At 71.4% G+C, this 21,732-nt stretch carries 17 protein-coding genes and 3 pseudogenes; 11 read left to right on the top strand and 9 right to left on the bottom strand.

Going from position 1 to position 21,732, the window contains the following annotated elements:
* Window positions 1-102 precede the first annotated feature (102 nt).
* Window positions 103-2,181 carry a SpoIIE family protein phosphatase gene (locus tag ACFY5C_RS32295; protein ID WP_389450912.1) on the top strand — a complete coding sequence of 693 codons (2,079 nt, stop codon included), beginning with the start codon at window positions 103-105 and terminating at the stop codon, window positions 2,179-2,181.
* Window positions 2,182-2,332: 151 nt separating this feature from the next.
* Window positions 2,333-4,780, top strand: coding sequence for a SpoIIE family protein phosphatase (locus ACFY5C_RS32290; protein ID WP_389450909.1), 2,448 nt, complete (start codon window positions 2,333-2,335; stop codon window positions 4,778-4,780).
* A gap of 43 nt (window positions 4,781-4,823) precedes the next feature.
* On the opposite strand, the gene ACFY5C_RS32285 is transcribed toward ACFY5C_RS32290, so the two are convergent.
* Complete coding sequence (locus ACFY5C_RS32285; RefSeq protein WP_389450906.1) at window positions 4,824-5,345, bottom strand: PadR family transcriptional regulator; 522 nt, start codon at window positions 5,343-5,345, stop codon at window positions 4,824-4,826.
* Between the two features lie 85 nt (window positions 5,346-5,430).
* Here ACFY5C_RS32285 and ACFY5C_RS32280 point away from each other — a divergent pair, with 85 nt between their 5' ends.
* Window positions 5,431-6,870, top strand: a complete 1,440-nt coding sequence (locus tag ACFY5C_RS32280; RefSeq protein WP_389450903.1) for a carotenoid oxygenase family protein — start codon at window positions 5,431-5,433, stop codon at window positions 6,868-6,870.
* 87 nt (window positions 6,871-6,957) lie between these two features.
* Here the strand turns inward: ACFY5C_RS32280 and ACFY5C_RS32275 are convergent, their stop codons facing one another.
* On the bottom strand, window positions 6,958-7,752 hold the full coding sequence (locus ACFY5C_RS32275; RefSeq protein ID WP_389450900.1) for an SDR family NAD(P)-dependent oxidoreductase: 795 nt from the start codon (window positions 7,750-7,752) through the stop codon (window positions 6,958-6,960).
* 485 nt (window positions 7,753-8,237) lie between these two features.
* On the opposite strand from ACFY5C_RS32275, the gene ACFY5C_RS32270 reads away from it, so the two are divergent.
* The 4 genes from ACFY5C_RS32270 (at window position 8,238) to ACFY5C_RS32255 (ending at window position 12,684) form a co-directional block, all read left to right on the top strand.
* Window positions 8,238-9,146: a DMT family transporter gene (locus tag ACFY5C_RS32270; RefSeq protein ID WP_389450896.1), complete on the top strand. Its 909-nt coding sequence runs from the start codon at window positions 8,238-8,240 to the stop codon at window positions 9,144-9,146.
* A 320-nt stretch (window positions 9,147-9,466) separates the two neighbouring features.
* On the top strand, window positions 9,467-10,933 hold the full coding sequence (locus tag ACFY5C_RS32265) for an aldehyde dehydrogenase family protein (protein WP_389450893.1): 1,467 nt from the start codon (window positions 9,467-9,469) through the stop codon (window positions 10,931-10,933).
* Window positions 10,934-11,074: 141 nt separating this feature from the next.
* Complete coding sequence (locus ACFY5C_RS32260; protein WP_389450891.1) at window positions 11,075-11,200, top strand: hypothetical protein; 126 nt, start codon at window positions 11,075-11,077, stop codon at window positions 11,198-11,200.
* Window positions 11,197-12,684: an APC family permease gene (locus tag ACFY5C_RS32255; RefSeq protein WP_389450888.1), complete on the top strand. Its 1,488-nt coding sequence runs from the start codon at window positions 11,197-11,199 to the stop codon at window positions 12,682-12,684. Before ACFY5C_RS32260 ends, ACFY5C_RS32255 begins: the two co-directional genes overlap by 4 nt.
* A 48-nt stretch (window positions 12,685-12,732) precedes the next feature.
* Here ACFY5C_RS32255 and ACFY5C_RS32250 read toward each other — a convergent pair whose 3' ends face one another.
* The gene (locus ACFY5C_RS32250; protein WP_389450886.1) at window positions 12,733-14,235 is read right to left on the bottom strand and encodes a HEAT repeat domain-containing protein; all 1,503 of its coding nucleotides are present in this window, start codon (window positions 14,233-14,235) and stop codon (window positions 12,733-12,735) included.
* A 54-nt stretch (window positions 14,236-14,289) separates the two neighbouring features.
* Window positions 14,290-14,874 carry a hypothetical protein gene (locus ACFY5C_RS32245; protein WP_389450883.1) on the bottom strand — a complete coding sequence of 195 codons (585 nt, stop codon included), beginning with the start codon at window positions 14,872-14,874 and terminating at the stop codon, window positions 14,290-14,292.
* Between the two features lie 555 nt (window positions 14,875-15,429).
* Here ACFY5C_RS32245 and ACFY5C_RS32240 point away from each other — a divergent pair.
* The gene (locus tag ACFY5C_RS32240; protein WP_389451196.1) at window positions 15,430-17,007 is read left to right on the top strand and encodes an MFS transporter; all 1,578 of its coding nucleotides are present in this window, start codon (window positions 15,430-15,432) and stop codon (window positions 17,005-17,007) included.
* Between the two features lie 191 nt (window positions 17,008-17,198).
* On the opposite strand, the gene ACFY5C_RS32235 is transcribed toward ACFY5C_RS32240, so the two are convergent.
* Window positions 17,199-17,645, bottom strand: coding sequence for a hypothetical protein (locus ACFY5C_RS32235; protein WP_389450880.1), 447 nt, complete (start codon window positions 17,643-17,645; stop codon window positions 17,199-17,201).
* A 170-nt stretch (window positions 17,646-17,815) separates the two neighbouring features.
* On the opposite strand from ACFY5C_RS32235, the gene ACFY5C_RS32230 reads away from it, so the two are divergent.
* Both ACFY5C_RS32230 and ACFY5C_RS32225 read left to right on the top strand, forming a co-directional pair.
* Complete coding sequence (locus ACFY5C_RS32230; RefSeq protein WP_389450877.1) at window positions 17,816-18,301, top strand: cation:proton antiporter regulatory subunit; 486 nt, start codon at window positions 17,816-17,818, stop codon at window positions 18,299-18,301.
* Between the two features lie 4 nt (window positions 18,302-18,305).
* Window positions 18,306-19,565 (top strand): cation:proton antiporter, encoded by a 1,260-nt coding sequence (locus ACFY5C_RS32225; protein ID WP_389450875.1) that lies wholly within the window; start codon window positions 18,306-18,308, stop codon window positions 19,563-19,565.
* Window positions 19,566-19,597: 32 nt separating this feature from the next.
* Here ACFY5C_RS32225 and ACFY5C_RS32220 read toward each other — a convergent pair.
* The 4 genes and pseudogenes from ACFY5C_RS32220 to ACFY5C_RS32205 all read right to left on the bottom strand — a co-directional run.
* A pseudogene (locus ACFY5C_RS32220) lies at window positions 19,598-20,261 on the bottom strand (PucR family transcriptional regulator); the annotation flags it as partial.
* A pseudogene (locus ACFY5C_RS32215) lies at window positions 20,237-20,646 on the bottom strand (cation:proton antiporter); the annotation flags it as partial. The pseudogenes ACFY5C_RS32220 and ACFY5C_RS32215, both read right to left, overlap by 25 nt.
* Before the next feature lie 38 nt (window positions 20,647-20,684).
* Window positions 20,685-20,972, bottom strand: coding sequence for a DUF3040 domain-containing protein (locus tag ACFY5C_RS32210; RefSeq protein WP_389450872.1), 288 nt, complete (start codon window positions 20,970-20,972; stop codon window positions 20,685-20,687).
* Between the two features lie 326 nt (window positions 20,973-21,298).
* On the bottom strand, window positions 21,299-21,571 hold the full coding sequence (locus ACFY5C_RS32205) for a hypothetical protein (protein ID WP_389450869.1): 273 nt from the start codon (window positions 21,569-21,571) through the stop codon (window positions 21,299-21,301).
* 11 nt (window positions 21,572-21,582) lie between these two features.
* Here ACFY5C_RS32205 and ACFY5C_RS32200 point away from each other — a divergent pair.
* Window positions 21,583-21,696 (top strand): annotated as a pseudogene (locus ACFY5C_RS32200) (TerB family tellurite resistance protein); the annotation flags it as partial.
* Window positions 21,697-21,732: the final 36 nt, after the last annotated feature.

Genomic DNA, 21,732 nt, shown 5'->3' with positions numbered 1-21,732 from the left:
GGGCCTACGCTGTCCTTGAGCCTCCTGTGGTCAAGGGTGGCGTCGGTCGGTCGCGGACCCCGGGGCGCGGCGGGACCGGAGCCGGGTGAGCGAGGTGCCCCTATGACCAGCGCCAGTCCCTACGGTGCGCATGCGCACGACGCGGTCGGCGAAACCCCGAACCGGAGCACGTCCGGGGTGGGACACCCGGGGGTGTTCCAGGATCTGCTGCCGCTCGCCCTGTGGGTGGCCGATTCCGAGGGACGTATGGCGCAGTGGTCGCTCGCCGCCCACGACCTGCTGGGTCACACCCCGGAGCAGGTGGTGGGCCAGAACGTCAACCGTGTCCTCGTGCCCGAGGAGAACCGCGAACTGGCCGATCGGCTCACCCGGTCCGTGCAGGCGGGCGCGGCGGTGGTCGCGCGGCTGCCGGTCCGGCATCGTGACGGGCATCTGGTCGACATGGACATGTGGATCTGCCCCATCGCGGACGGACCGCAGCGGACGGGTGTGATGGCCATCGCGGCGGAGACCACCGCCGTGGAGCAGATGCGCGATGCGCTGGCGGCGCTGGAGGGGCTGTTCACCCAGTCCCCGATCGGCCTGGCCATGCTCGGCTCCGACCTGCGTTTCCTCCGGGTCAACCAGGCGCTGGCCCGCATGGACGGCGTACCGGTGGCAGACCACGTCGGCCGGCGCGTGACCGAGGTCGCCCCCGGCACCGACGCGCTGGAGTCGGTGATGCGGCAGGTCCTCGACCGGGGTGAGGCGGTGGTGGACTCCCGCCACTCCGCGTACAGCAGGAGCAAGCCGGATCTGCTGCGGACGTGGTCCTGCTCCTACGCTCCCTTGCTCGACGGCGCCGGCCGGCGGATCGGACTGATCGCTTCGCTGATCGACATCACGGAGGGACAGCACGCCCATCTGGAGGCGGAGCGGGCGCGGCGGCGGCTCGCGCTGCTGGCGGAGGCGGGCACGCAGATGGGTTCCACGCTGGATCTGACGCAGACGGCGCAGGAGGTGGTCCGCGTCCTGGTGCCCCGGTTGGCCGATTCAGCCGACGTGCAGTTGCTGGAGGAGGCGGTGGCCCCGGACGAGACCGCGGCATCGGCGCACGGCGTGGTGCGCCGCGCCGCGGCGTCCTTCACCGATCCGGCCGCGCCGGCCGACCAACTCGCCGTCGGCATGACCCAGCAGGTCCCGCTGGGCTCGGTGTACGAGCAGGTCATCACGGCGGGGCGGCCCATGAACCTGTTCCTGTCCGACATCGGCCCCATGATCACTGACCCGGGCGTCGACCGGCTGCGCGCCTACCTGCGCACCCATGTGGGCGCGGCGCGCCTGATCCCACTGGTGGCCCGCGGCAGCGTGCTCGGCGCGGTCGTCGTCACCCGGACCCGGCAGCGCGGGCCGTTCGACGACCAGGACACGCTGCTGATCGACGAACTGGTCGCCCGGGCGGCACTGAACATCGACAACGCGCGCATGTACAGCCGGGAGCGCGACGCGGCCCTGACCCTGCAGCGCAGCCTGATGAACCCGGTCCTGCCTCCCGTCGACGGGCTGGAACTCACCGGGCGCTATCTGCCGGCCGGTGACCACGAGGTCGGCGGCGACTGGTTCGACGCCGTCGCCCTGGCGGACGGCCGGACCGTCCTGGTGATCGGGGACGTGATGGGGCACGGCATCCACGCGGCGGCCGTGATGGGGCAGCTGCGCACCGCGGTACGGACCCTGGCCCGCCGGGATCCCACGCCCGGCCAGGTGCTGCCCGCCCTGGACGCCGTGGTGGCGGATCTGGGGGACAACGAGATGGCCACCTGCCTGTACGCCGTCCACGATCCCGGGACCGGCCGCTGCCTGATCACCAGGGCGGGGCACCCGCCGCCCGTGGTCGCCGACGAGCACGGAACGGTCACCTTCCTGGACTGCCCCGCGGGCCCGCCCCTCGGTGTCGGCCGCAAGGACTGCGAGGTCCAGCAGGTGGTCCTCCCTGTGCACGGTCTTCTGGTGATGTACACCGACGGCCTGATCGAGACCCGCGGCACCGACCTCGACCAGGGCATGCGCCGGCTGGCTCAGGCACTGCGGCATCCCGGCCGCCCGCTGGCGATGGTCTGCGACGACCTCCTGGCCCACGTCATGCCCGAGGGCGCCGACGACGACGTGGCGGTGCTCCTCGCCCGGGCACTGCCCCGGTGACGTCGGCCGCCGGCCCCTTCAGGAGCAGCACCCGAGGCAGGCTGTGCCCGGACACCCGATACTGGGACTGAGCCGCTGCCAGGCATGCCGAACGGTAGGAGCGCCCCGGGGCCGCAGCACGGCCCCGCGAACGGCGCGGGACGGGTGGGCGATGACCGACACATCCCCGAAGACGCTCAGCGAGAGCCCGGAGGATCCGTTCTCGATCCACCGGTCCGCCTCCGCCGCGGTGGACAGGAGCGGACGGATCGTCGCCTGGAGCGAGCAGGCCACCACACTGCTCGGGCACCGGGCGGACGAGGTGCTGGGCCGGCTGGTCCGCGACGTCCTGGTGGACAGCGGGGACGAGGCCGCGGTCGCCGAGGCGACTTACGCATGCCTGCGGGAGGGCGGCTGGTTCGGAGTGCTGCCGGTCCGGCACCGCGCGGGCCACCGCGTGTACGTGGGGTTCAGGGCCCGGTGTGTGCACCGGCTGGACTCCAGCGTCGAGTGGTTTCTGGTCGGCTCGCGCGCCGAGGCCATCGTCCAGTGGGAGATCGACGGGGCCGTACTGGACGGCCTGTTCAGCCGGTCGCCCGTGGGTGTCGTGGTGCTCGGTCCGGACCTGCGCGTGCTGCGGGTGAACCGGGCCGTCGCGCGGTTCGGCGGACTGGCGCCCGAGGAGTACCGCGGGCGCCGCGCCGCCGAGTTCCTCTTCGGCATGGACGCGGAGCTCGCCGAGGAAAAACTGCGGTCGGTCCTGGAGACGGGCCGGCCCGTGATCTTCGCCGAGCAGCCGGCCCGGCTGCTGAGCGACCCCCGCAAGGAACTGTTCATCTCCATCTCCGCCTTCCGGATGCAGGACCCGTCCGGAAAGGTGCTGGGCGTCACGGAGATCGTCGAGGACGTGACCGACCGCCATCGGGCCCGTCGCCGGCTCGCGCTGCTCAACGAGGCCGGCGCCAGGATCGGCAGCACCCTGGACGTGGCCACTACGGCACGTGAGCTGGCCGAGTCGGCGGTTCCCGAACTCGCCGACGCCCTCTCGGTGGATCTGCTGGAGCCCGTGACCCGCGGTGAGGAACCGGCGCCCGACGCCAAGGGCCCACTGCGCAGGATGGCGGTCCGCAGCGTCCGGCCCGACGCGCAGAAGGTGATGTATCCCGTCGGCCACCTGTTCCATTTTCCCGACGGGACGGCACCGGCCCGCTGTCTGGCCGAGCGGCGTCCGATCCTGCAGCCCACCCTCAATGCCGTCTCCGGATGGTTCTCCGCCGACCCGGCACGGGCCCAGAGGGCACTCGCGATGGGGGTCCACTCCCTGATCGTGGTGCCGCTCACCGCGCGCGGTGTCATCCTCGGCCTGGTCTGCCTGTGGCGCTCGCAGCGGCCCGAGCCCTTCGAGGAGGACGACCTCACGCTGGCGGAGGAGTTCGCCGCCAGGGCCGCCGTCTGCATCGACAACGCCCGCCGTTACACCCAGCAGCACCAGGCCGCGGAAGCCCTCCAGCGCAGCCTGCTGCCGAGTGAGGTGCCCGAGCACCCGGCGGTCGAGACCGCCCACCGGTATCTGCCCGCGCTGGCCTCCGCCGGGGTCGGTGGCGACTGGTTCGACGTCATCCCGTTGTCGGGACTGCGCGTCGCGCTGGTCGTCGGCGACGTGGTCGGCCACGGCATGCACGCCTCGGCGACCATGGGCCGGATGCGCGCCGCAGTGCGCACCTTGGCCCACCTCGACCTGGCTCCGGACGAGGTCCTCGCCCGACTCGACGACCTGGTGGATCAGTTGGCCACCGAACAGCAGCAGATCGAGGCGAACACGCCCCAGATCCTTGGTGGAACGTGCCTGTACGCGATCTACGACCCCGTCTCCCGGCACTGCGCCATGTCCCGCGCGGGTCACCCGCCGCCGACCGTGCTGGGGCCGGACGGCCAGGTCCGCCCGCTCGACCTGCCCGCCGGGCCACCGCTCGGCCTCGGCGGGCTGCCGTTCGAGACGGCCGAGCTCGAGCTGGAGGAGGGCAGCCTGATCGCTCTGTACAGCGACGGTCTCCTCCTGGCCGACGGGCGCGACATCGACCAGGGGCTGGACCTGCTGCGTACCGCGCTGTCCGGTCCGGCACAGTCGCTGGAGCACACGTGCAAGGCGGTGGAGGACGCGATGCTGCCCGACCGGTCCGCCGACGACGTCACGCTGCTGCTGGGCCGGACCCGGGTGCTGGCGGTGGATCAGGTGGCCACCTGGGAGCTGTCGGCCGAGGCCACCGCGGCCGCCCGGGCCCGGGCGCTGGTGACGGATCAGCTGACCGAGTGGGGGCTGGAGGAGTTCGCCTTCACCACCGAACTCATCGTGAGCGAGCTCGTCACGAACGCCTACCGGTACGCCGGCGGCCCGGTCGTGCTCCGGCTGATCCGTGACGGCCAGCTGATCTGCGAGGTCTCCGACAGCAGCAGCACCTCGCCCCACCTGCGCCAGGCCAGCAGCACCGACGAGGGCGGCCGCGGCCTGTTCCTGGTGGCCCAGCTGGCCGAACGGTGGGGCACGCGCTACGGCCGCAACAGCAAGACCATCTGGGCCGAGCAGCCGCTGCCGGAGCCCCACCGGGAACCGGGTACCTGACCTCCCACGGCGGTGACCGGCACCGCGTGACGCGCACGGCGCCTCAGGTGTCGGCGAGGATCCCGGGCAGCTCGTCCATCCACTCCAGGACGGCTTCCTCGTAGCGCAGCCCGAAGGCGAGGGTCGCCCGCTGATACGCGTCGAGGCCGCCGGCCGCGGCGCGTTCCCGGTAGCCGGCCAGCCGGCTCTCGTGCAGGGCACGGTGCTCGGTGACGAACTCCAGCAGCCGCTCGCGCTCCACGGCCGATCCGAAGGCGATGGTGAGCAGCAGGGGATAGCGGATCTGCTCGGTGCCCGGCGGGCGGGTGACCCACTCGGCGAACGCCGCACGGCCTTCGTCGGTGAGCCGGTAGGGCTGCCGTGCCCGCGGTCCGGCCGGCCCGGCACGTACCAGGCCACGATCCGCCAGCGTGGCCAGCTCCCGGTACACCTGACTGCGGGTCAGGGTCCAGAAGTCGCCGATCAGCTTCTCGGCGAGCTTCACCAGTTCATAGCCGCTGGCGTCGCCCGCATGCAGGAATCCCAGCAGCGAGGCCGCGCTCGCATTGAGTTCGGTACCGGGCATGAGCCTTCCCTTGACATTCCACTGTGGACTGTGCTGGCCTGGGTGGCGTACACGATAGTCCACTATGGACCGTGGGGTGATCCGCATGAACACGCAGAAGGGTTACGCGGCCGGGTTCCGCACCCTCGACACCGAGGTCAGCGACCAGAAACTGCCGGTCGAAGGCACCCTGCCGACGTGGCTGCGCGGCAGTCTGCTGCGCAACGGCCCGGCACGCTTCGAGGCCGGCGACGGGGCAGCGGGCAGGCCGTTCCGGCACTGGTTCGACGGCCAGGCCATGCTGCACCGCTTCGCCTTCGGGGACGGCCAGGTCGCCTACACGAACAAGTTCGTGGACACTCCCAGCAGCAGGGCCGCCCGCGAGTCGGGCCGGATCGCCTATCCGGAGTTCGCCACCGACCCGTGCCGCTCGCTGTTCGCCCGCTTCTTCAGCGTCTTCTCCCGTCCGGAGGTGACGAACACCAACGTCAGCGTGGCCCGGTTCGGCGAGCGCTTCGTGGCGCTGACCGAGACGCCGCTGCCGGTGGAGTTCGACCCCGAGACGCTCACGACCGCCGGTGTCGTCGGCTACGAGGACACGCTGAAGGGCCAGGTCACCACCGCCCACCCGCACCAGGACCCCGGCACCGGTGATCTGGTGAACCAGCTGACGCATTTCGCGCGGCGCAGCGAGTACCGCGTCTACCGTCAGCCGACGACGGGCACGAAGCGCGAGCTGATCGGCCGTCACCCGGTGACCAGGCCCGGGTACATGCACAGCTTCGCGATCACCGCCCGGTACGTCGTCCTGGCCGAGTTCCCGCTCACCGTGAACCCGCTCAGCCTGATCCTCAGCGGCCGGCCGTTCATCGAGAACTACCGCTGGGATCCGGAGCAGGGCACCCGCTTCATCGTCTTCGACCAGCACGAGGGCGGCGTGCGCGGGGTGTACGAGACGACGGCGTGCTTCGCCTTCCACCACATCAACGCCTGGGCGGACGACAACCGCGACGGTGACCTGGTCCTCGACCTGTGCGCCTACTCCGACGCCTCGGTGATCGACGCGCTCTACCTGGACCGGCTGCGGGCGGGCCGGGGGGTTCCGGTCGCGTATCCCACCCGCTTCCGGATCGGCCTGCGCACCGGCCGCGTCGAGACCGAGCAGCTGGCGCAGGAGTCCATGGAACTGCCGCGCATCGCCTACGAGCGGCACAACGGGCGCGCATACCGGTACGCGTACGGCGTGAGCTCCCTCGAAGGCCGCGAGGACGATTTCATCAACCAGCTCGTCAAAGCCGACACACGGACGGGCGGGACCCGGACCTGGCACCAGGAGGGCTGCTACCCCGGCGAGCCGGTCTTCGTCCCCGCACCGGACGCGGCCGACGAGGACGACGGAGTGCTCCTGTCCCTGGTCCTCGACTCCGCGAACGGCTCCTCGTCCCTGCTGGTCCTGTCCGCCCGCACGCTCGACGTACTGGCCCGGGCGCAGGCCCCGCACATCGTCCCGTACGGCTTTCACGGCCTGTTCACCGGCAGCGTGTGACTCCCACGACGGATCAGCTGCTGCTCGAGGAGCCGCTCCCGCGCGAGCGGGACGACACACCGGCCGGCGGAGCGCCTCCCCGTTCCGTCACGGCAGGATGGAGTCGACGTACCCGCCGTCCACCCGCACCGCGCCTCCGGTGGTGGCCGAGGCCTGGTCGGAGCTGAGGTAGACCACCATGTTGGCGATCTCCTCCGGTTCGATCAGGCGTTGCAGCAGGCTCTGCGGCCGGTGCTTGCGCATGAATGCCCGCTGGGCCTCGTCCCAGGGCAGGTTCCGGTCGACCAGTTCGTAGACGAAGTCCTCCACCCCGCCCGTGTGGGTGGGTCCGGCGATGACGGAGTTCACCGTGACGCCCGTACCGGCGGCGTGCTTGGCGAATCCCCGGCTGACCGCGAGCAGCGAGGTCTTGGACATGCCGTAGTGGATCATCTCGGCCGGGGTGACGATCGCCGAGTCACTGGCGATGTACTGCACGCGTCCCCAACCGCGTTCGGTCATGCCCGGCAGGAACAGCCGAGTCAGCCGTACGGCGGACAGCACGTTCACCTCGAAGTAGCGCCGCCACTCCTCGTCGCTGATCTCCAGGGGGTCGGCCGAGCCGAAGATGCCGAGGTTGTTGACGAGGATGTCCACGTCGGGCAGCGTCTCGGCCACCTGGTCCGCGCCCTCTTGCGTGGTCACGTCCGCCGGCACCGGCACCCACTCGGCGCCGGGCACCTGCTTGGCCAGCTCGGCGACGCTCTGCTCGATACGCTCCGGGCTACGGCCGTTGACGCCCACCCGGGCTCCCGCGCGGCCCAGTCCGGCGGCGATCGCCGCACCGATCCCCTGGGTGGAACCGGTGACCAGCGCCGTGCGGCCCTTCAGATCGATCTGCATGCCTGGCAGCCCCTTTCACATACGGATTCGGTGGCTGTGTACCCCACGAGATTACTTGCGCACGCGCACTACACGCAATCGCCCACATTGAATGGACGCAATCAGACGAAGGCGCTCTCGCCGGTGCCGATCCCGTTCCCGCCGAAGATCCCCCGGCACCAGGCAGCAGCCCGCCGGGGTCGGCGCGATGTGTGGTCGGCTCGAAGGGCTCGTGCCCGAGTTCGCGCTGGAGATGCTTGATCCGCCGACTGAGCGGCCAGGCCGTCATGGCAGTCAGCGGGCCGCCTGCGAGTTGAGCTCCTCTGCCACGACGGCGAACGGACGCAGGTAGTGCGACGCGCTCATCCACCCGGCCGATCTCCACCGCCCGCAGCCCCGGCCTCCGATCGCGGACGGGCGCCCGCCCGGGCGACCATGGCCGGAGAAACCAGGCCGACCATGTCGGGCGGAAGCCGATCGGCGTCGCGCGGCCGCCGATCCGGGAGGTGACCACGCTGCACACTCCGCTCTCGGTCCTCTTCGCGATCTGCGCGGCGCTGAGCAACGCCGTCGCGACGGTGCTGCAGCGCAAGGCGGCGCTCACCGTGCCGAGCTCCAAAGGGTTCCGGGCGGGGCTCATCCTCGACCTGCTGCGACGCCCCGTCTGGCTGGCCGGCATCCTCGCGGTGATCGCCGCCGCGGTCTGCCAGGCGCTCGCGCTGGCGACCGGCCCGCTGACGATCGTGCAGCCGCTGTTCATCCTGGAACTGCCGCTCACCCTCATCGTCGCGTCGCTGCTGATGCACCGCCATCTGCCGGGCAGGGGCTGGCTGGCCGTCGCCGTGGTGGTGGCCGGGCTGGCGGTGGCGCTCGCCGCCGCCTCCCCCAGCGGCAATCGCACGCACGTGGAGCTGGACCGCTGGATTCCCGCGCTCGCCGTCTGCATGGGGCTGGTCGCCGGCCTCGCTCTCGCCGCACTGCGCCGTCCGGAAGGCCGTGCCCGCGCGGCGTGTCTGGGCGCCGCGACGGCGATCAGTTACGCGGTGACCGCGGCGCTGATGAAAGCCTCCACGCACATCTTCGAAGAGCAGGGACTCGGCGGTTTCCTCTCCGCCTGGCAGACGTACGGCTTCGCCGCGACCGGCGTGTGCGCGCTGTTCCTGCTGGAGAACGCGATGCAGGCCGGTCCGCTGGTCGCCTCGCAGCCGGCGCTCACCCTCGGCGACGCACTGGTGAGCCTCGCCCTCGGCATCACCCTGTACGAGGAGACCATCCGCTCCGGGTGGTGGCTGCTGCCCCAGCTGTTCGGCGTCGCGCTGATCGCCGCCGGCGTCCTCGCTCTGGCGCGGATTCCGCTCACCCAGGCGATGGTGGCCCCGGACGAGCAGGACCGGGCGGGGGAAAGGATGCCGTGAGCGGTGCCACCATGGCCTACGGCGGACGGCCCCACGGGAAAGATCCCCGGGGCCCGTTGCCCGGGGGCCTCGTCGCGCGAAGGGCCGCCGCGCGGCAGCCGGTGCGAGTGGGTCCCTCCCGCGCCGTCCAGGCGGTGAGGGAGTCTGCCGGGCGTCGCGTGGCAGAGGCCGATTTCGCAATACGCCCTAGCCCACCTGGGTCCTCTGGGCCACCCGGACGCAAGCGCGGCGGTGCGCCACGTGGCCGACGCCCGCCCGATGGGCCATGTTGCTGACCGTCGAGCCGATCGGCACCGGCCGGATGCGAAGGAGGCCCCGCGGTGGGTGAGCTGTACATCGACGGCGAGTGGACACAGGCCACGGCCGGTGGGCGGCGGGAGGTGGTCAATCCCTACGACGCCTCTGTCGTCACCACGGTCGACGAGGCCGACGCCACCGACGTGGACCGCGCGGTGCGCGCCGCGCGGCGTGCATTCGACGAGGGAGACTGGGCGAACGCTCCGTCCCGCCGCCGGGCCGACCTCCTGCTGCGCGTGCGCGACCTGCTGATGCGCGATCAGGAGGAGATCGCCCGCACCGAGACGCTCGACACGGGCAAGACGCTCACCGAGGCCCGTATCGACGTGGAGGACGTGGCGAACGCCTTCCGCTATTTCGCCGAGCTCGCGGGCAAGGACGGCGGACGGGTCGTGGACGTCGGTCCGGACGTCCTCAGCCGCGTCGTCTACCAGCCGGTCGGTGTGTGCGCGCTCATCGCCCCCTGGAACTACCCGCTGCTCCAGGCCTCCTGGAAGGTGGCACCCGCGCTGGCCGCCGGCAACACCTTCGTCCTCAAGCCCAGCGAGGTCACGCCCCTCACCACGATCGCGATGATCCGGCTCATCGCGGAGGCCGGCGCGCCGCCCGGCGTCGCCAACCTCGTGCTGGGCTCCGGCGCGACCGTCGGCGCGGCACTGACCAGCCACCCCGACGTGGACCTGGTGTCCTTCACCGGCGGTCTGAACACCGGACGCGCCATCATGGCCAGCGCCTCCGAGGGGCCGCGGAACATCGCCCTGGAGCTGGGCGGCAAGAACCCCAACATCGTCTTCGCGGACGCCGACTTCGACGCCGCCGTCGACTACGCGCTCGACGCCGCCTTCCTGCACTCCGGGCAGGTCTGCTCGGCCGGTTCGCGCCTGCTCGTCGAGGACTCCCTGCACGACCGGTTCGTCGAGGCCTACGCCGACCGTGCGCGGCAGATCCGGCTCGGCAACGGCCTGGAGGAGGGCACCGAGAGCGGCCCGCTCAGCTCCGCCGAGCACCGCGAGAAGGTCGAGAGCTACATCGCCATCGGCAAGAGGGAGGGCGCCCGGCTCGTCACCGGCGGCACCCGCCCCGACGACCCGGCCCTGAGCAACGGCTTCTTCCTGCTGCCGACCATCTTCGCCGACTGCGAGCGCTCCATGCGCATCGTCCAGGAGGAGGTCTTCGGCCCGGTCGTCACCGTCGAGCGCTTCCGTACCGAGGACGAGGCGGTGGAGCTGGCCAACGACACCCGCTACGGCCTGGCGGGCGGCGTGTGGACCTCCGACGCGAGCCGTGCCCAGCGCGTCGCACAGCGGCTGCGCCACGGCACCGTATGGATCAACGACTTCCACCCCTACGTGCCGCAGGCCGAGTGGGGTGGATTCGGCCGCTCCGGTGTCGGGCGCGAGTTGGGTCCCACCGGGCTGCGCGAGTACCAGGAAGCCAAGCACATCTACCAGAACCTCGCTCCTGCCCGCTCCGGTTGGTTCAAGGGCTGAGGCAAGGCAGCACGCCGCTCGCCACGAAGCACGAGGCACGAGGCACAAGGCACAAGGCACAAGGCACAAGGCACGAGGCACAAGAACAACCGACGCAAGGCCGCTCGCCCGTGGCACGACGGCCACCGAAGAAAGGCACCCATGGCCCCCACCACCGCGCACATCGTGTACCACCCGGTGGGTACGCGCCGTACGGGCGCCCCCGACGCTCCGAAGGCCGCCGGCACCGGCCGCCTCGGCCACATCGAAAGAGAGGTGCTGCGGTGACCGGCACGCAGCCTCCCGCACCGGCCTCCGGCGTCCCCGGAGGGGAACCGGGCTCGGAGTTCCGCAAGGACATGAGCCCCTGGGCCAACTTCGCCCTCGGCTTCACCTACCTCTCCCCGGTGGTGGGCACCTACACCCTCTTCGGCATCGCGATCGCCGACGGCGGACCGCCGATGATCTGGGCGTTCCTGGTCGCCGGCTGCGGCCAGTTCCTCGTCGCGCTGATCTTCGGGGAGATCGTCGCCCAGTACCCGATCGCAGGCGGCGTCTACCCCTGGGCTCGGCGGCTGTGGGGCAAGCGCTGGGCGTGGATGACCGGCTGGGTGTACATGTGGGCGCTGCTGGTGACCATCACCTCCGTCGCGTACGGCGCCGGCCCCTACATCGCCATCCTCTTCGGCTTCGACGCCACCGTGCACACCACCGTGCTGTGCACCGCCGTGCTCATCGTCGTCGCCATCCTCGTCAACTACATGGGCACCAAGGCACTGTCGACGGCGGCGCTCATCGGTTTCGCCGGCGAGCTCATCGGCGCCCTCGTCGTCGGCGTCTACCTGCTGTCCACCCACCGCCACCAGAACCTCGGCGTCATCTTCGACACCTACGGCGTCGAGGGAGACGGCTCCTACCTGCCGGCGTTCCTGGCAGCCGGCATCATCGGCCTCTACCAGTACTACGGCTTCGAGGCGTGCGGCGACACCGCCGAGGAGGTCGCCCACCCGGGCCGGGTCATCCCCCGCGCGATGCGCCGCACCATCTACATCGGCGGCGCGGCGGCCACGTTCACCTGTATGTCGCTGCTGCTGTCGGTCACTGACTTCAACGCGATCATCTCGGGCGAGCAGGCCGACCCGGTGGTGGACGTGCTGTACGACGCCATGGGCGAGACCGGGGCGCGGATGGTGATGGCCGTGGTGCTGATCTCCTTCCTGTCCTGCACGATCAGCCTCCAGGCCGCGGCCGGGCGGCTCATCTACTCCTACGCCCGGGACGAGATGATCGTCGGACACCGGCTGCTGCGGCGGTTCGTCCACGCCCGTGCGGTGCCGAGCTGGGCGCTGTTCGTGTCCGCGGCGGTGCCGCTGCTCATCGCCTTCGCGTCACTGCTCTCCGAGGACGCGCTCACCAACATCGTCTCGTTCGCGATCCTCGGCATCTACGGCTCGTTCCAGATGGTGGTCCTGGCCGCGCTGCGCGCCCGGCTCAAGGGCTGGAAACCGGCGGGGGAGTTCACCCTGGGCCGCTGGGGTCTCACGGTGAACATCGCCGCGCTGGCCTACGGCATCCTCGCCATCATCAACATCTGCTGGGCCCGCACCCCGGAGAAGTCCTGGTGGGAGAACTGGATCGTCCTGCTGTGCGGCGCGGTGGTCCTGGGCACCGGCCTGCTCTACATGTTCACCACCCATCACTACGGCCGCGGCAACGCACTCGCCGGCGACGCCGTGCCGGAAAACCGGAGCAAGGCCTCGGGCGGATCCTGACCAGGACCTGATCCACGACGACAGGCGCGGTCCCGGCCTGAGCCGCCGTCACGAGCAGGCGGGGCCGCGCCTGTCCAGTGCCCGAAGCGCCTCGTCGGCCGCCGCGCGCGTCTCCGCCTCGGCGGCCTTTGAGGCGAGCGCGGTGAGCCGGTTGCGCAGCCGCTCCTCGTCCTGCGGCGGGTTCCCGGTGTCCACCAGCCAGTGCGCGAGGCCCTCCGCGGCGTGGAAGCGGACCGTCTCGTCCGGGTCGTCCAGGGCATGGACGAAGCGCGCCAGGTCCTGACCGGTGTTCTCGTCGGTGGCGTTGTAGGTGTCCAGCAGCGAGAGCGCGGCGGCCCGCACCTCGGCCGAAGGAGTCCTGTCCACCGTCTGCCGCAGGTCGGGCAGCGCCTCCGCCAGGCCTATGAGGGCGTTGTGCGTCTGCCAGACCGTGTTGGGGTCGGCGACGAGGTGGGCCACCAACGCCCAGGCCACAGCATGGCGTTCCCAGAAGCGCAGCCCCTGCTGCACCAGCGCGCCCAGGCCGTCCACGGCACCCGCTCGCACGTCACCGTCGGGGTCGTCCAGCAGCGGCAGCAGCAGCCAGACGGCGTCCCACCGCCCCGCTTCCCCAACGGCTTTCGCAGCGGCCGCACGGGTACGGCCGGGCAGCTCGGGGTCGGTGACTGCCGTACGCAGCGCGCCCGCGGCGGTCCGCGTCCCCGCGGCTCCCAGCGCGTACGCGGCAGACGGTCCGGCGGCGGGGTCGGCGAGCCATCGCGTCGCCGGTCCGGTGACCCGTTCCTCACCGCGCTCGCCGAGAGCGTGCAGCAAGAAGTCCGCGACGTTCGCGTCCCGTTCGTCCTCCAGTGCCCCCACCAAGGCATCCTGGGCGTGCGCGTCCTCGACGTCGAGCAGCCGGCGCGTCACCGCGATCCGCACCTGGGCCGCTGTGTCGCGCAGCCCTGTGACCAGCGAATCGAGCAGGCGCACGGTGGAGTGCCTGGGCAGCAGTTCGAGAGCCTGCACGCGAGCGTGCGGTGCGCCCTGTTCGGCCGTGCGGATCAGCTCCGCGCTGACAGCCGGGTCGTCCTGGAAGCGCCACACGAGTGCACGGGCACGTCCCCACACAGCTCCTTCCGGATCGCCCAGAAGCGCCACGAGGCCGGTGACATCGCCCGGCACACCCAGGGCCGCCAAGCCGTCCAGGGCGTTGATCCGCAGGTGATGGTCGGGGTCGCGGAGCAAGCCTGAGAAGGCGTTCACGACCGCCTGGTCGTCGAGCCCGAGCCGGATCGCGGCGCGCGAGGCCCGGCGCCGTACCCACGGATCCTCGTCGCCCATCAGGCCGGGCAGCACGGTGCGGCCCGCCTCGGCGACCCCGCTCCTGCCGAGCCCCATGGCCACGGCCTCACGCACCTCGGGCGCGGGGTCGTCCGCCGATCCGACGAGCACCCACGCGTGCTCGTCCCGTCCGACCCTCCCCAGTCCTTTCGCCGCGGCCGCTCGCCGCCACGTGTCGCCGGTCCTCAACGCCCTGAGAAAGAAGGCGATCTGCTGATCGGATCCCATGAACACCCCGGGGAATCAGACCAGCGAGGGGGCCGGAAGGGTGTAGGCGATCTGTCACGCGTCGCCGGGTACCTCATTTCCTGCCTTGTGCTCGGCAGCGGATGCCCCTCCTGCCCTGCGCTCGGCAGCGGATGCCACCCCTGCGACAGTCCATGTCGCCATGCCCCACAGGGAGAGCGCAGAAGCAAGGCCCACCACGAGGCGAACGGTCCCGTCGGGGCCGTCCGTGAGCCAGACGATCACGCCCGCCGCCCCGGCGGCGATCAACAGGGCCGCAGGTATGCGCAGTTGGGGCTGCGCGAACACCGCCGCCAAGGGCAGGAAGTGCAGCCCAACGACAACCGCGACCAGTGGGGGAATGAGCTCCGGCACGCCGGCCTGGCGGCAGACCGCGGCGATGGCGATGATCAGCAGCCACTGGAGCCCGTTGATCTGGTTGAACCGCCGACGTCGGCCGGCGGGGAACGGGCCTCCTGCCGATGGGGGAAGGAAACGGCGCGAGGCTAGCATCAGCCCCACCGTGACGGCACAGCCGGCTACGACCAGGATCTGCCGCATCAGCCCGTCGAATGCGCTCGAGCCCAGCAGCCACCATCCGAGCCCGAACAACGCGAGGAACCCCACCCCTGACCTGAACATGATCGAGACCCTACGCGGAAGAGCAGCCCGCCGGTCCAAGGATTCTCAACTCAGGGAGCGCCTTCGGCCGGCGTCCTCATCCGCCGGCGGTGCTGCGGTCACGCCCCTGCGAACCAGAGCCGCAGCGCGCCGACACCACCGGCAAGTCCGAGGGCGGCGCCGAGCCGGCCGAAGCGGCGCCTGGAGTGACCCGTGTTCGGTGTCGGCCCCCTTCCCCTGGGCAACGGCCCATAAGGTGTGGCCCTTTGGCCGGTCCCTGAGGTCATCTCCTCGCCATGGCCGGGGTGTTCACGGCCGGGGAGTCGGTCGCTGTCGCCGTGGGCCGAGAGGACGACGCCGGTCCGATGTGGGCCCGCCGCGCCATCGGGACGCGGCCCGGACGTCCGACCGAGCGGGCCAGGGGCGCGGGGCCGGGCGCCACCGGCAGGAGCCGCTTGTGATGCGGCGTCGCCCGGTCCGGCGCAGACTGGACGGGTGAGTGGCACCTACCTGGGGCGCGGCCGAGCCGCGTCCGACCCCAAGTCGGCACCACGACAGACTGTGGCGCTCACGGCAATGATGTTCGCGGTCGCGATGACGTTCATCGACCAGACCATCGTCGCCATCGCCGCCCCGGACATCGTCCGTGAACTGGGTCTGTCAGCTTCGGGGATGCAGTGGGTCGTGAACGCCTACCTGCTCTCCCTGGCCGCCTTCTTCGCCCTGGGCGGCCGCCTCGCGGACCTCTACGGGCCGCGCCGGGTCGTCGTGGCGGGCACGCTGGTGTTCGTCATCTCGTCGGTGCTGTGCGGGTGCGTCCCCAAGGGCGACGCCGCACAGGGCTGGCTGATCGGTTTCCGGGCCGCCCAAGGGTTCGGGGCGGCGCTGCTGTTCCCCGCGGCGCTGGCCGTGGTGGTGGCGGTGTTCCCGCGCGAGCGACGCGGACGTGCCCTCGCCCTGTTCTTCGGGATCTCCGGCGCACTGACGGCCATCGGGCCTCTCCTGGGCGGCTGGCTGACGAACTGGACCTGGCGCGCCGTGTTCTGGGTCAACGTCCCCGTGGCCGTCGTGGCCCTGGCCCTGACGGCATTCGCTCACATCGCCGACCGGCGCCGACCCGGCACACTCGACGTCCGGGGTGCCGTTCTGATCGTCGTGGGCATGGGTCTGAGCGTCCTCGGCTTTCAGCAGGCGTGGTCCTGGGGATGGGACAGCGCGGCAACCTGGGCCTGCATCGTCGGCGGTCTCGTGGTGCTCTGCGCGTTCGTCGCCTACGAGCGGCGGGTGCGCCATCCGCTGATCGACCTGCGTGTCTTCAAGGACCGGGCGTTCACGGTGGACACGGCGGTGCTGTTCTTCGCCATGCTGGCCTTCGTCCCGCTGTTCTTCTTCGCCTCCGTGTACGCCCAGGTGTGTCTGAGTGCCTCACCGAACCAGGCGGCCCTGTTCCTGCTGTACTTCTTCGCGGGCTTCGCGATCGCCTCGCAGTGGGGCGGCCGGATCCTCGACAAGCAGGGCGCCCGCCCGGCGCTGAAGATCGGCTGCGTCCTGGGCTGCGTCGGCTTCGCCCTGTGGGCCGACAAACTCACCGACCTGAGCATGCACGACCAGTGGCCGTACGCGGCCCTTGCCGGTGCGGGCATCGGTTTCATCCTCGCGCCCGCCTCCACGGACGCCGTCAACCGGGCGATCGGCCCCTCGTACGGGGAGGTCACGGGAATCACCCAGACGGTACGCAACTACGCGGCGAGCGTGGGTCTGGCCGTCCTCGGCACCGTGCTGACACACGTCACCAACTCCAACGTGACGAAGACCATGGAAGCCCGCGGCCTGCCGCCGAACGTGGCGGAAGACGTGGCCCGCGACATCAGTGAGTCCATCACGGGCACGGGCGACAACAGTTCACCCACGGGCACCGGACCTGCCGCCACGGCTCTGCGCGATGCGATGGACGCGGTGCGGATGGACTTCGCCGAGGCCAACCAGTGGGTGTTCTACGGCATGGCGATCGCCCTGGGCGTCGGCTTCCTGTGCGCCCTGCGCCATCCGGGCGGTCGCGCGATGACCCCCACGTACGCGGAATCGCAGACGGCACCGGCCCCGGAGGCAACCCGTACGCCCGCTGGGCAGTCTGACCGGCGAACAGGTCCGTGATACGGGCAAGCACCATGCGTTGCGGCGCGCCGGCGAGGTGATGCGGGAACTCCCTCGCCGTGGAGTGCTTCGCCTGCACCGGTGAGAAATTGAGAAGGCGGCGCCGCTGGATCGGTCGGCGTTGCCGGCCGGCCTTGCGCGCCCGCGTCGCAGGAGGGTCGCCGACTCCGCCGATCGAGCGCCCCTCGACGCTATCTGACGTCGTGCGGCCCATCGCCGGTGCCCCGCGGCGCGGGCCCGAGCCCGCCGGTGAGGCGGCGATACGCGGCCCGTGCGTGAAGCAGGCGTGCCAGGGCCGTACCGACCAGGGCCGCGGCGAGCAGACAGGTCAGCCAGAAGGTGTCGCGGTGCCCGACCCAGGTGAGGATCCCGGCGGGCGGGATGGCGAAGCCGTTGAGGAACAGCCAGCACAGCAGTGCCGTGCCGGGAGCCGCGGTGAAGCGGGCGCACAGGCCCAGCAGGGCGGCCAGCAGGGACAGTAAGGCCAGGGCGAGCCCGGGTCGGTCGGTGCCCACGAGGGAGTTGAGGAGTGCCACCAGTACCGAGGCACCGCCGAAGGCCGCGGCCCACACCAGCGGGGTGGCGACGGGCCGGGGAACGGGCCTGGACCCGGAGCTGAGCGACACCCATTCGATCATGCTGACGTTTCCTCCCCGGACTCCCCGGACTCCCCGATCTCGCCGATCCAGCCGAACCCATTGTTCCAGGCGGCCCCGGGTCTCACCTGCCCGGCGGTCGGCTCCGGGCGCTCGTTAGGGTGTCATTAAAGGTTGTCCAAAGAAACACCGGAACGAGACAGGGGGACGTGGTGGGCGCTCCACGCCTGAGCAGTACGCCGTTGCCGGGGATCGGGGTCCGTTACGACCTCACCACCCGGGAGCAGCGTCGCCTGTCGGTGGTCGCGCACCGGGACGGGTCGCGGACGCTGAACGCGTACCAGCAGGACGATCCTGACGCCTGTGCGCTGTCGGTGCGGATGACGTCGGGCGAGGCGGAGGCCCTCATCGACGCGCTGATGCCGGCGCACCACAGCCCGAACCTGCTGTCCACGACCGACCTCGGCCTGGTGGCCGAGCGGATCGAGTTGTCGGCCACCTCGCACTGGAACGGGCGGGTGCTGGGCGAGACCCGGATGCGTACCGAGACCGGCGTGTCCATCGTGGCCGTACTGCGCCGCGCCGAGGCCATCCCCGCGCCGGCGCCGGACTTCCGGCTGGCGGGCGGTGACACCCTGATCGTGATCGGCACCCGCGAGGGCGTGGAGGCGGCCGCCGCGATACTCGGACGGGAGTGACGCCGTGCACTCCTCCGCTGTCTTCCTCATAGAGTTCGGCGCCATCATCCTCGGCCTGGGCCTGCTCGGCCGGTTCGCCGCCCGTTTCCAGTTCTCCCCGATACCCCTGTACCTGCTGGCCGGCCTCGCCTTCGGCGAGGGCGGCCTGCTCCCGCTCGGCACCAGCGAGGAGTTCGTCGCCATCGGCGCCGAGATCGGTGTGATTCTGCTGCTGTTGATGCTCGGCCTCGAGTACACGGCCAGTGACCTGGTCTCCAACCTCAAGACGCAGTACCCGGCAGGCCTCGTCGACGCCGCGCTCAACGCCCTGCCCGGCGCGGCGATGGCCGTGCTGCTGGGCTGGGGCCCGGTCGCCGCCGTCGTCCTGGCCGGTGTCACCTGGATCTCGTCCTCCGGCGTCATCGCGAAGGTCCTCGGCGACCTCGGACGACTCGGCAACCGCGAAACGCCGGTCATCCTCAGCATCCTGGTCCTCGAAGACCTCTCCATGGCCGTGTACCTGCCGATCATCACCGCCCTGCTCGCCGGGGCCGGTCTCGCGGCGGGCAGCGTCACCCTCGCCATCGCGCTGGGCGTCGCCGGACTCGTTCTCCTGCTCGCGGTGCGCTACGGCCGCCACATCTCCCGTTTCGTCTCCAGCGACGACCCCGAGAAGCTGCTCCTGGTGGTACTCGGCCTGACCCTGCTGGTCGCGGGCATCGCCCAGCAGCTCCAAGTGTCGGCGGCGGTCGGTGCGTTCCTGGTCGGCATCGCGCTGTCCGGCGAGGTAGCCGAAGGCGCGCACAATCTCCTGGCGCCTCTGCGGGACCTGTTCGCCGCCGTGTTCTTCGTCTTCTTCGGTCTGCACACCGACCCCGCGAGCATCCCGCCGGTGCTGCTGCCCGCGCTGGCCCTGGCAGTCGTCACCGCCCTCACGAAGATCGCCACGGGTTACTGGGCGGCCAAGCGCGCCGGGATCTCCGCCAAGGGCCGCTGGCGCGCGGGTGGAACGCTGGTGGCCCGCGGTGAGTTCTCCATCGTCATCGCAGGGCTCGCCGTGACCGCGGGCATCGAGCCTTCCCTCGGCCCGCTCGCCACCGCCTACGTCCTCATCCTGGTCATCGTCGGTCCGCTCACCGCCCGCTTCACCGAACCGGTGGCCATGCGCCTGACGGCCCGCCTGGGCAAGCCCGCGCCGACGGCGCACGTACCGGCCGCGAGGGAGGCACCGCCTGCGGAGCCGCTCGCTGCGGTGGACGATCAGGACACCGTCGGCCGGTCGTGAGCGGTCGCAGCCACCAGGGCTGAATCCGGAGCTCAGGCAGGTCTGTTCGGCCAGTCCAGGAGGCGGGCGCCGATGACCGCCGTGTGCAGGGCGTATCGGTCGGCGGGATCGGTGGGGTCGCTGCCGGTCAGGGTGCGGATACGGGCCGGCCGGTACGTCAGCGCGCGGACGCCTGGCGACAGATGCCGGGCCGCGGCGGCGGCCACGCAGCCGGTGTCGAAGTACGCGGTGAGCGTGTCGAGCAACGGCTGCGCTGCGCCGCGCGCCCGCTCCAGCGGGCCCAGGGTGTGTGGACCAGGTCGACCAGCGCCTGCCGGTCGCGGGCCGGTACGGGGAAGACGAGCAGGTCGGCTGCCCGGAGCAGAGGGTCGTCGAGGCCCATGCGCTGGGCCACGTACAGGGCGTTGAGGGCCTCTTCGTAGCTGTGTCCGATGCCGACCGCGCCCTGCCGGCCGGCCTACGGCGACCTGGCCCACGCCGGTGGCGGCGTGCGCGAGCCTGCCGAAGTGAGTGAGGGCGCCCGTCCTGATCGCCGGGGGCGATGCACACCATCCGCCCGTCCTTCGTGGTGAACGGAACGTGCCGGTTCTCGAAGCGCGCGAACAACTCCCCCGCCGCCTGGCGCGGTGCCGGGTCGGTCTCGTCGTACTTCTGCGGCCCCTCGGCCACGGCGGTTCGACGCCGACGGTGAGTCCGGCGGTGACGATGGAGAACTCGCCCCGCGCCCCCAGGGTTCCGCCTGCCGCCGGCGTCCCTGGCGTGAGATGCCGGCGCGTCGGGCGGCCCAGTAGCCGGTGGCGATCTTCGTGAGGGCGGTGACGGCGGCCAAGGCGAGGGCGCGTACCAGTGCGGGCGGGATGTCCCCGGGGCCGGTGTGCAAGCCGAAGAAGACGAAGAACACCGCGGCGAACAGGTCCCGCAGCGGGGTGAGGAGGCTGCCGGCCCCTTCGGCTACCTCGCCGGACAGCGCGATGCCGACCAGGAACGCACCGACGACCGCGGACACTTGGAGCTGCTGGGCGACGCCCGCGACGAGCAGAGCGAGGCCGAACACGACCAACAGCAGCATCTCTGCGCTGTCCTGACGTTGGCGTACCTGCGGGCTTCCCGTCCGGCGCGTCAGCGACGCGGTGGGCAGCGGCGCCCGGTGCGCGGGCGTTGCGGGTCGAAGAGCTGCCCGGCGATGCCGGTGAGGACGAGCCCGGCGGCGATGAGCAGTCCGTCGGCCACGACGATTCCGGTGACCAGTACGGCAACCGCGCCCGCCAGCAGCCACCAGGCGCCGGTGCGGCGGTACTCGCGGGGCCGGGTGGGCCGTCCGGCGCCCAGCGCCCGGGCGAAGCGGGGATCTTCACGCGCAAGTCGTGCTTCGAGCGAACCCAGACCCTCGTCGTCGGACTGAGGCATGGCTCTCCCTTCCCCGTACTGGTCGCCGTCCTTGAGCGGGTGGGGCGGTGGGGCAGCCGGAGCCACGGGGTGTCTGTGCCGGGCCAGGTGTGACGTGCGGGGCGAGGTGAACAGCGGCGGGCATCCACATCTGCTCGGCACCGCACACGGCCGGCTCCGGCATCCCCTCCCAGCCGCTCCCGCCATCAGGCCCAACTCCCATCCTTCCTGGTGGCGGACCTGCACAAACGCCTGTGGCCGGACCTGCACGAACACTGCCGACAACGTCCGTAGCCCGTGCACGGACTCTGATGGGCAGGAGGCCGCCAGGCCGGCTCCGGCCGGCGTCAGCTCGGTTGTCGGGCGGGCCGGCCCACAGGCGCCAGCTGTGCCAGGGATTCCGTCGCACCGCGGAAGACCCGCTGGAGTGCGGGGGCACACAGCACGGACATGACCGCGACCGCGAGCAGTGTGACGGTGAGCTCACCTACGGGTTGCCGGATCCAGGCGTGGTCGTACCAGCCGAAGTACTTGGCCGCCTGCGCCACGAACCCGTGCAGCAGGAAGCCCGCCAGCGTGCCGGGGCCCAGCACCGTGAACCAGGTCCGGCGCCCTGGCACACAGGCGAGGAAGGATCGGCATCGTCATCGGCGGAGCCGACGGCGACTTCGACAAGGACGAGCAGGCCGTGGTGCGGGAGGCCGGCTACGCGCTCGACCTGCCGCCGCACGAGTTCGACCTCTGACCCGGCCGGCTCATCTCCCTCGCGCGGACGCATCTG

The sequence above is a fragment of the Streptomyces sp. NPDC012935 genome, assembly GCF_042900345.1.
Taxonomy (GTDB): Bacteria; Actinomycetota; Actinomycetes; order Streptomycetales; family Streptomycetaceae; genus Streptomyces.
This window is presented reverse-complemented; position numbering and strand designations above follow the sequence as displayed.

Coding starts and splice junctions, on each gene's coding strand:
- ACFY5C_RS32245 (WP_389450883.1), bottom strand. CDS start 14,874: ATGTTCAGGTCAGGGGTGGGGTTCCTCGCGTTGTTCGGGCTCGGATGG.
- ACFY5C_RS32250 (WP_389450886.1), bottom strand. CDS start 14,235: ATGGGATCCGATCAGCAGATCGCCTTCTTTCTCAGGGCGTTGAGGACC.
- ACFY5C_RS32280 (WP_389450903.1), top strand. CDS start 5,431: ATGAACACGCAGAAGGGTTACGCGGCCGGGTTCCGCACCCTCGACACC.
- ACFY5C_RS32235 (WP_389450880.1), bottom strand. CDS start 17,645: ATGATCGAATGGGTGTCGCTCAGCTCCGGGTCCAGGCCCGTTCCCCGG.
- ACFY5C_RS32240 (WP_389451196.1), top strand. CDS start 15,430: ATGATGTTCGCGGTCGCGATGACGTTCATCGACCAGACCATCGTCGCC.
- ACFY5C_RS32295 (WP_389450912.1), top strand. CDS start 103: ATGACCAGCGCCAGTCCCTACGGTGCGCATGCGCACGACGCGGTCGGC.
- ACFY5C_RS32210 (WP_389450872.1), bottom strand. CDS start 20,972: ATGCCTCAGTCCGACGACGAGGGTCTGGGTTCGCTCGAAGCACGACTT.
- ACFY5C_RS32285 (WP_389450906.1), bottom strand. CDS start 5,345: ATGCCCGGTACCGAACTCAATGCGAGCGCGGCCTCGCTGCTGGGATTC.
- ACFY5C_RS32275 (WP_389450900.1), bottom strand. CDS start 7,752: ATGCAGATCGATCTGAAGGGCCGCACGGCGCTGGTCACCGGTTCCACC.
- ACFY5C_RS32290 (WP_389450909.1), top strand. CDS start 2,333: ATGACCGACACATCCCCGAAGACGCTCAGCGAGAGCCCGGAGGATCCG.
- ACFY5C_RS32260 (WP_389450891.1), top strand. CDS start 11,075: ATGGCCCCCACCACCGCGCACATCGTGTACCACCCGGTGGGTACGCGC.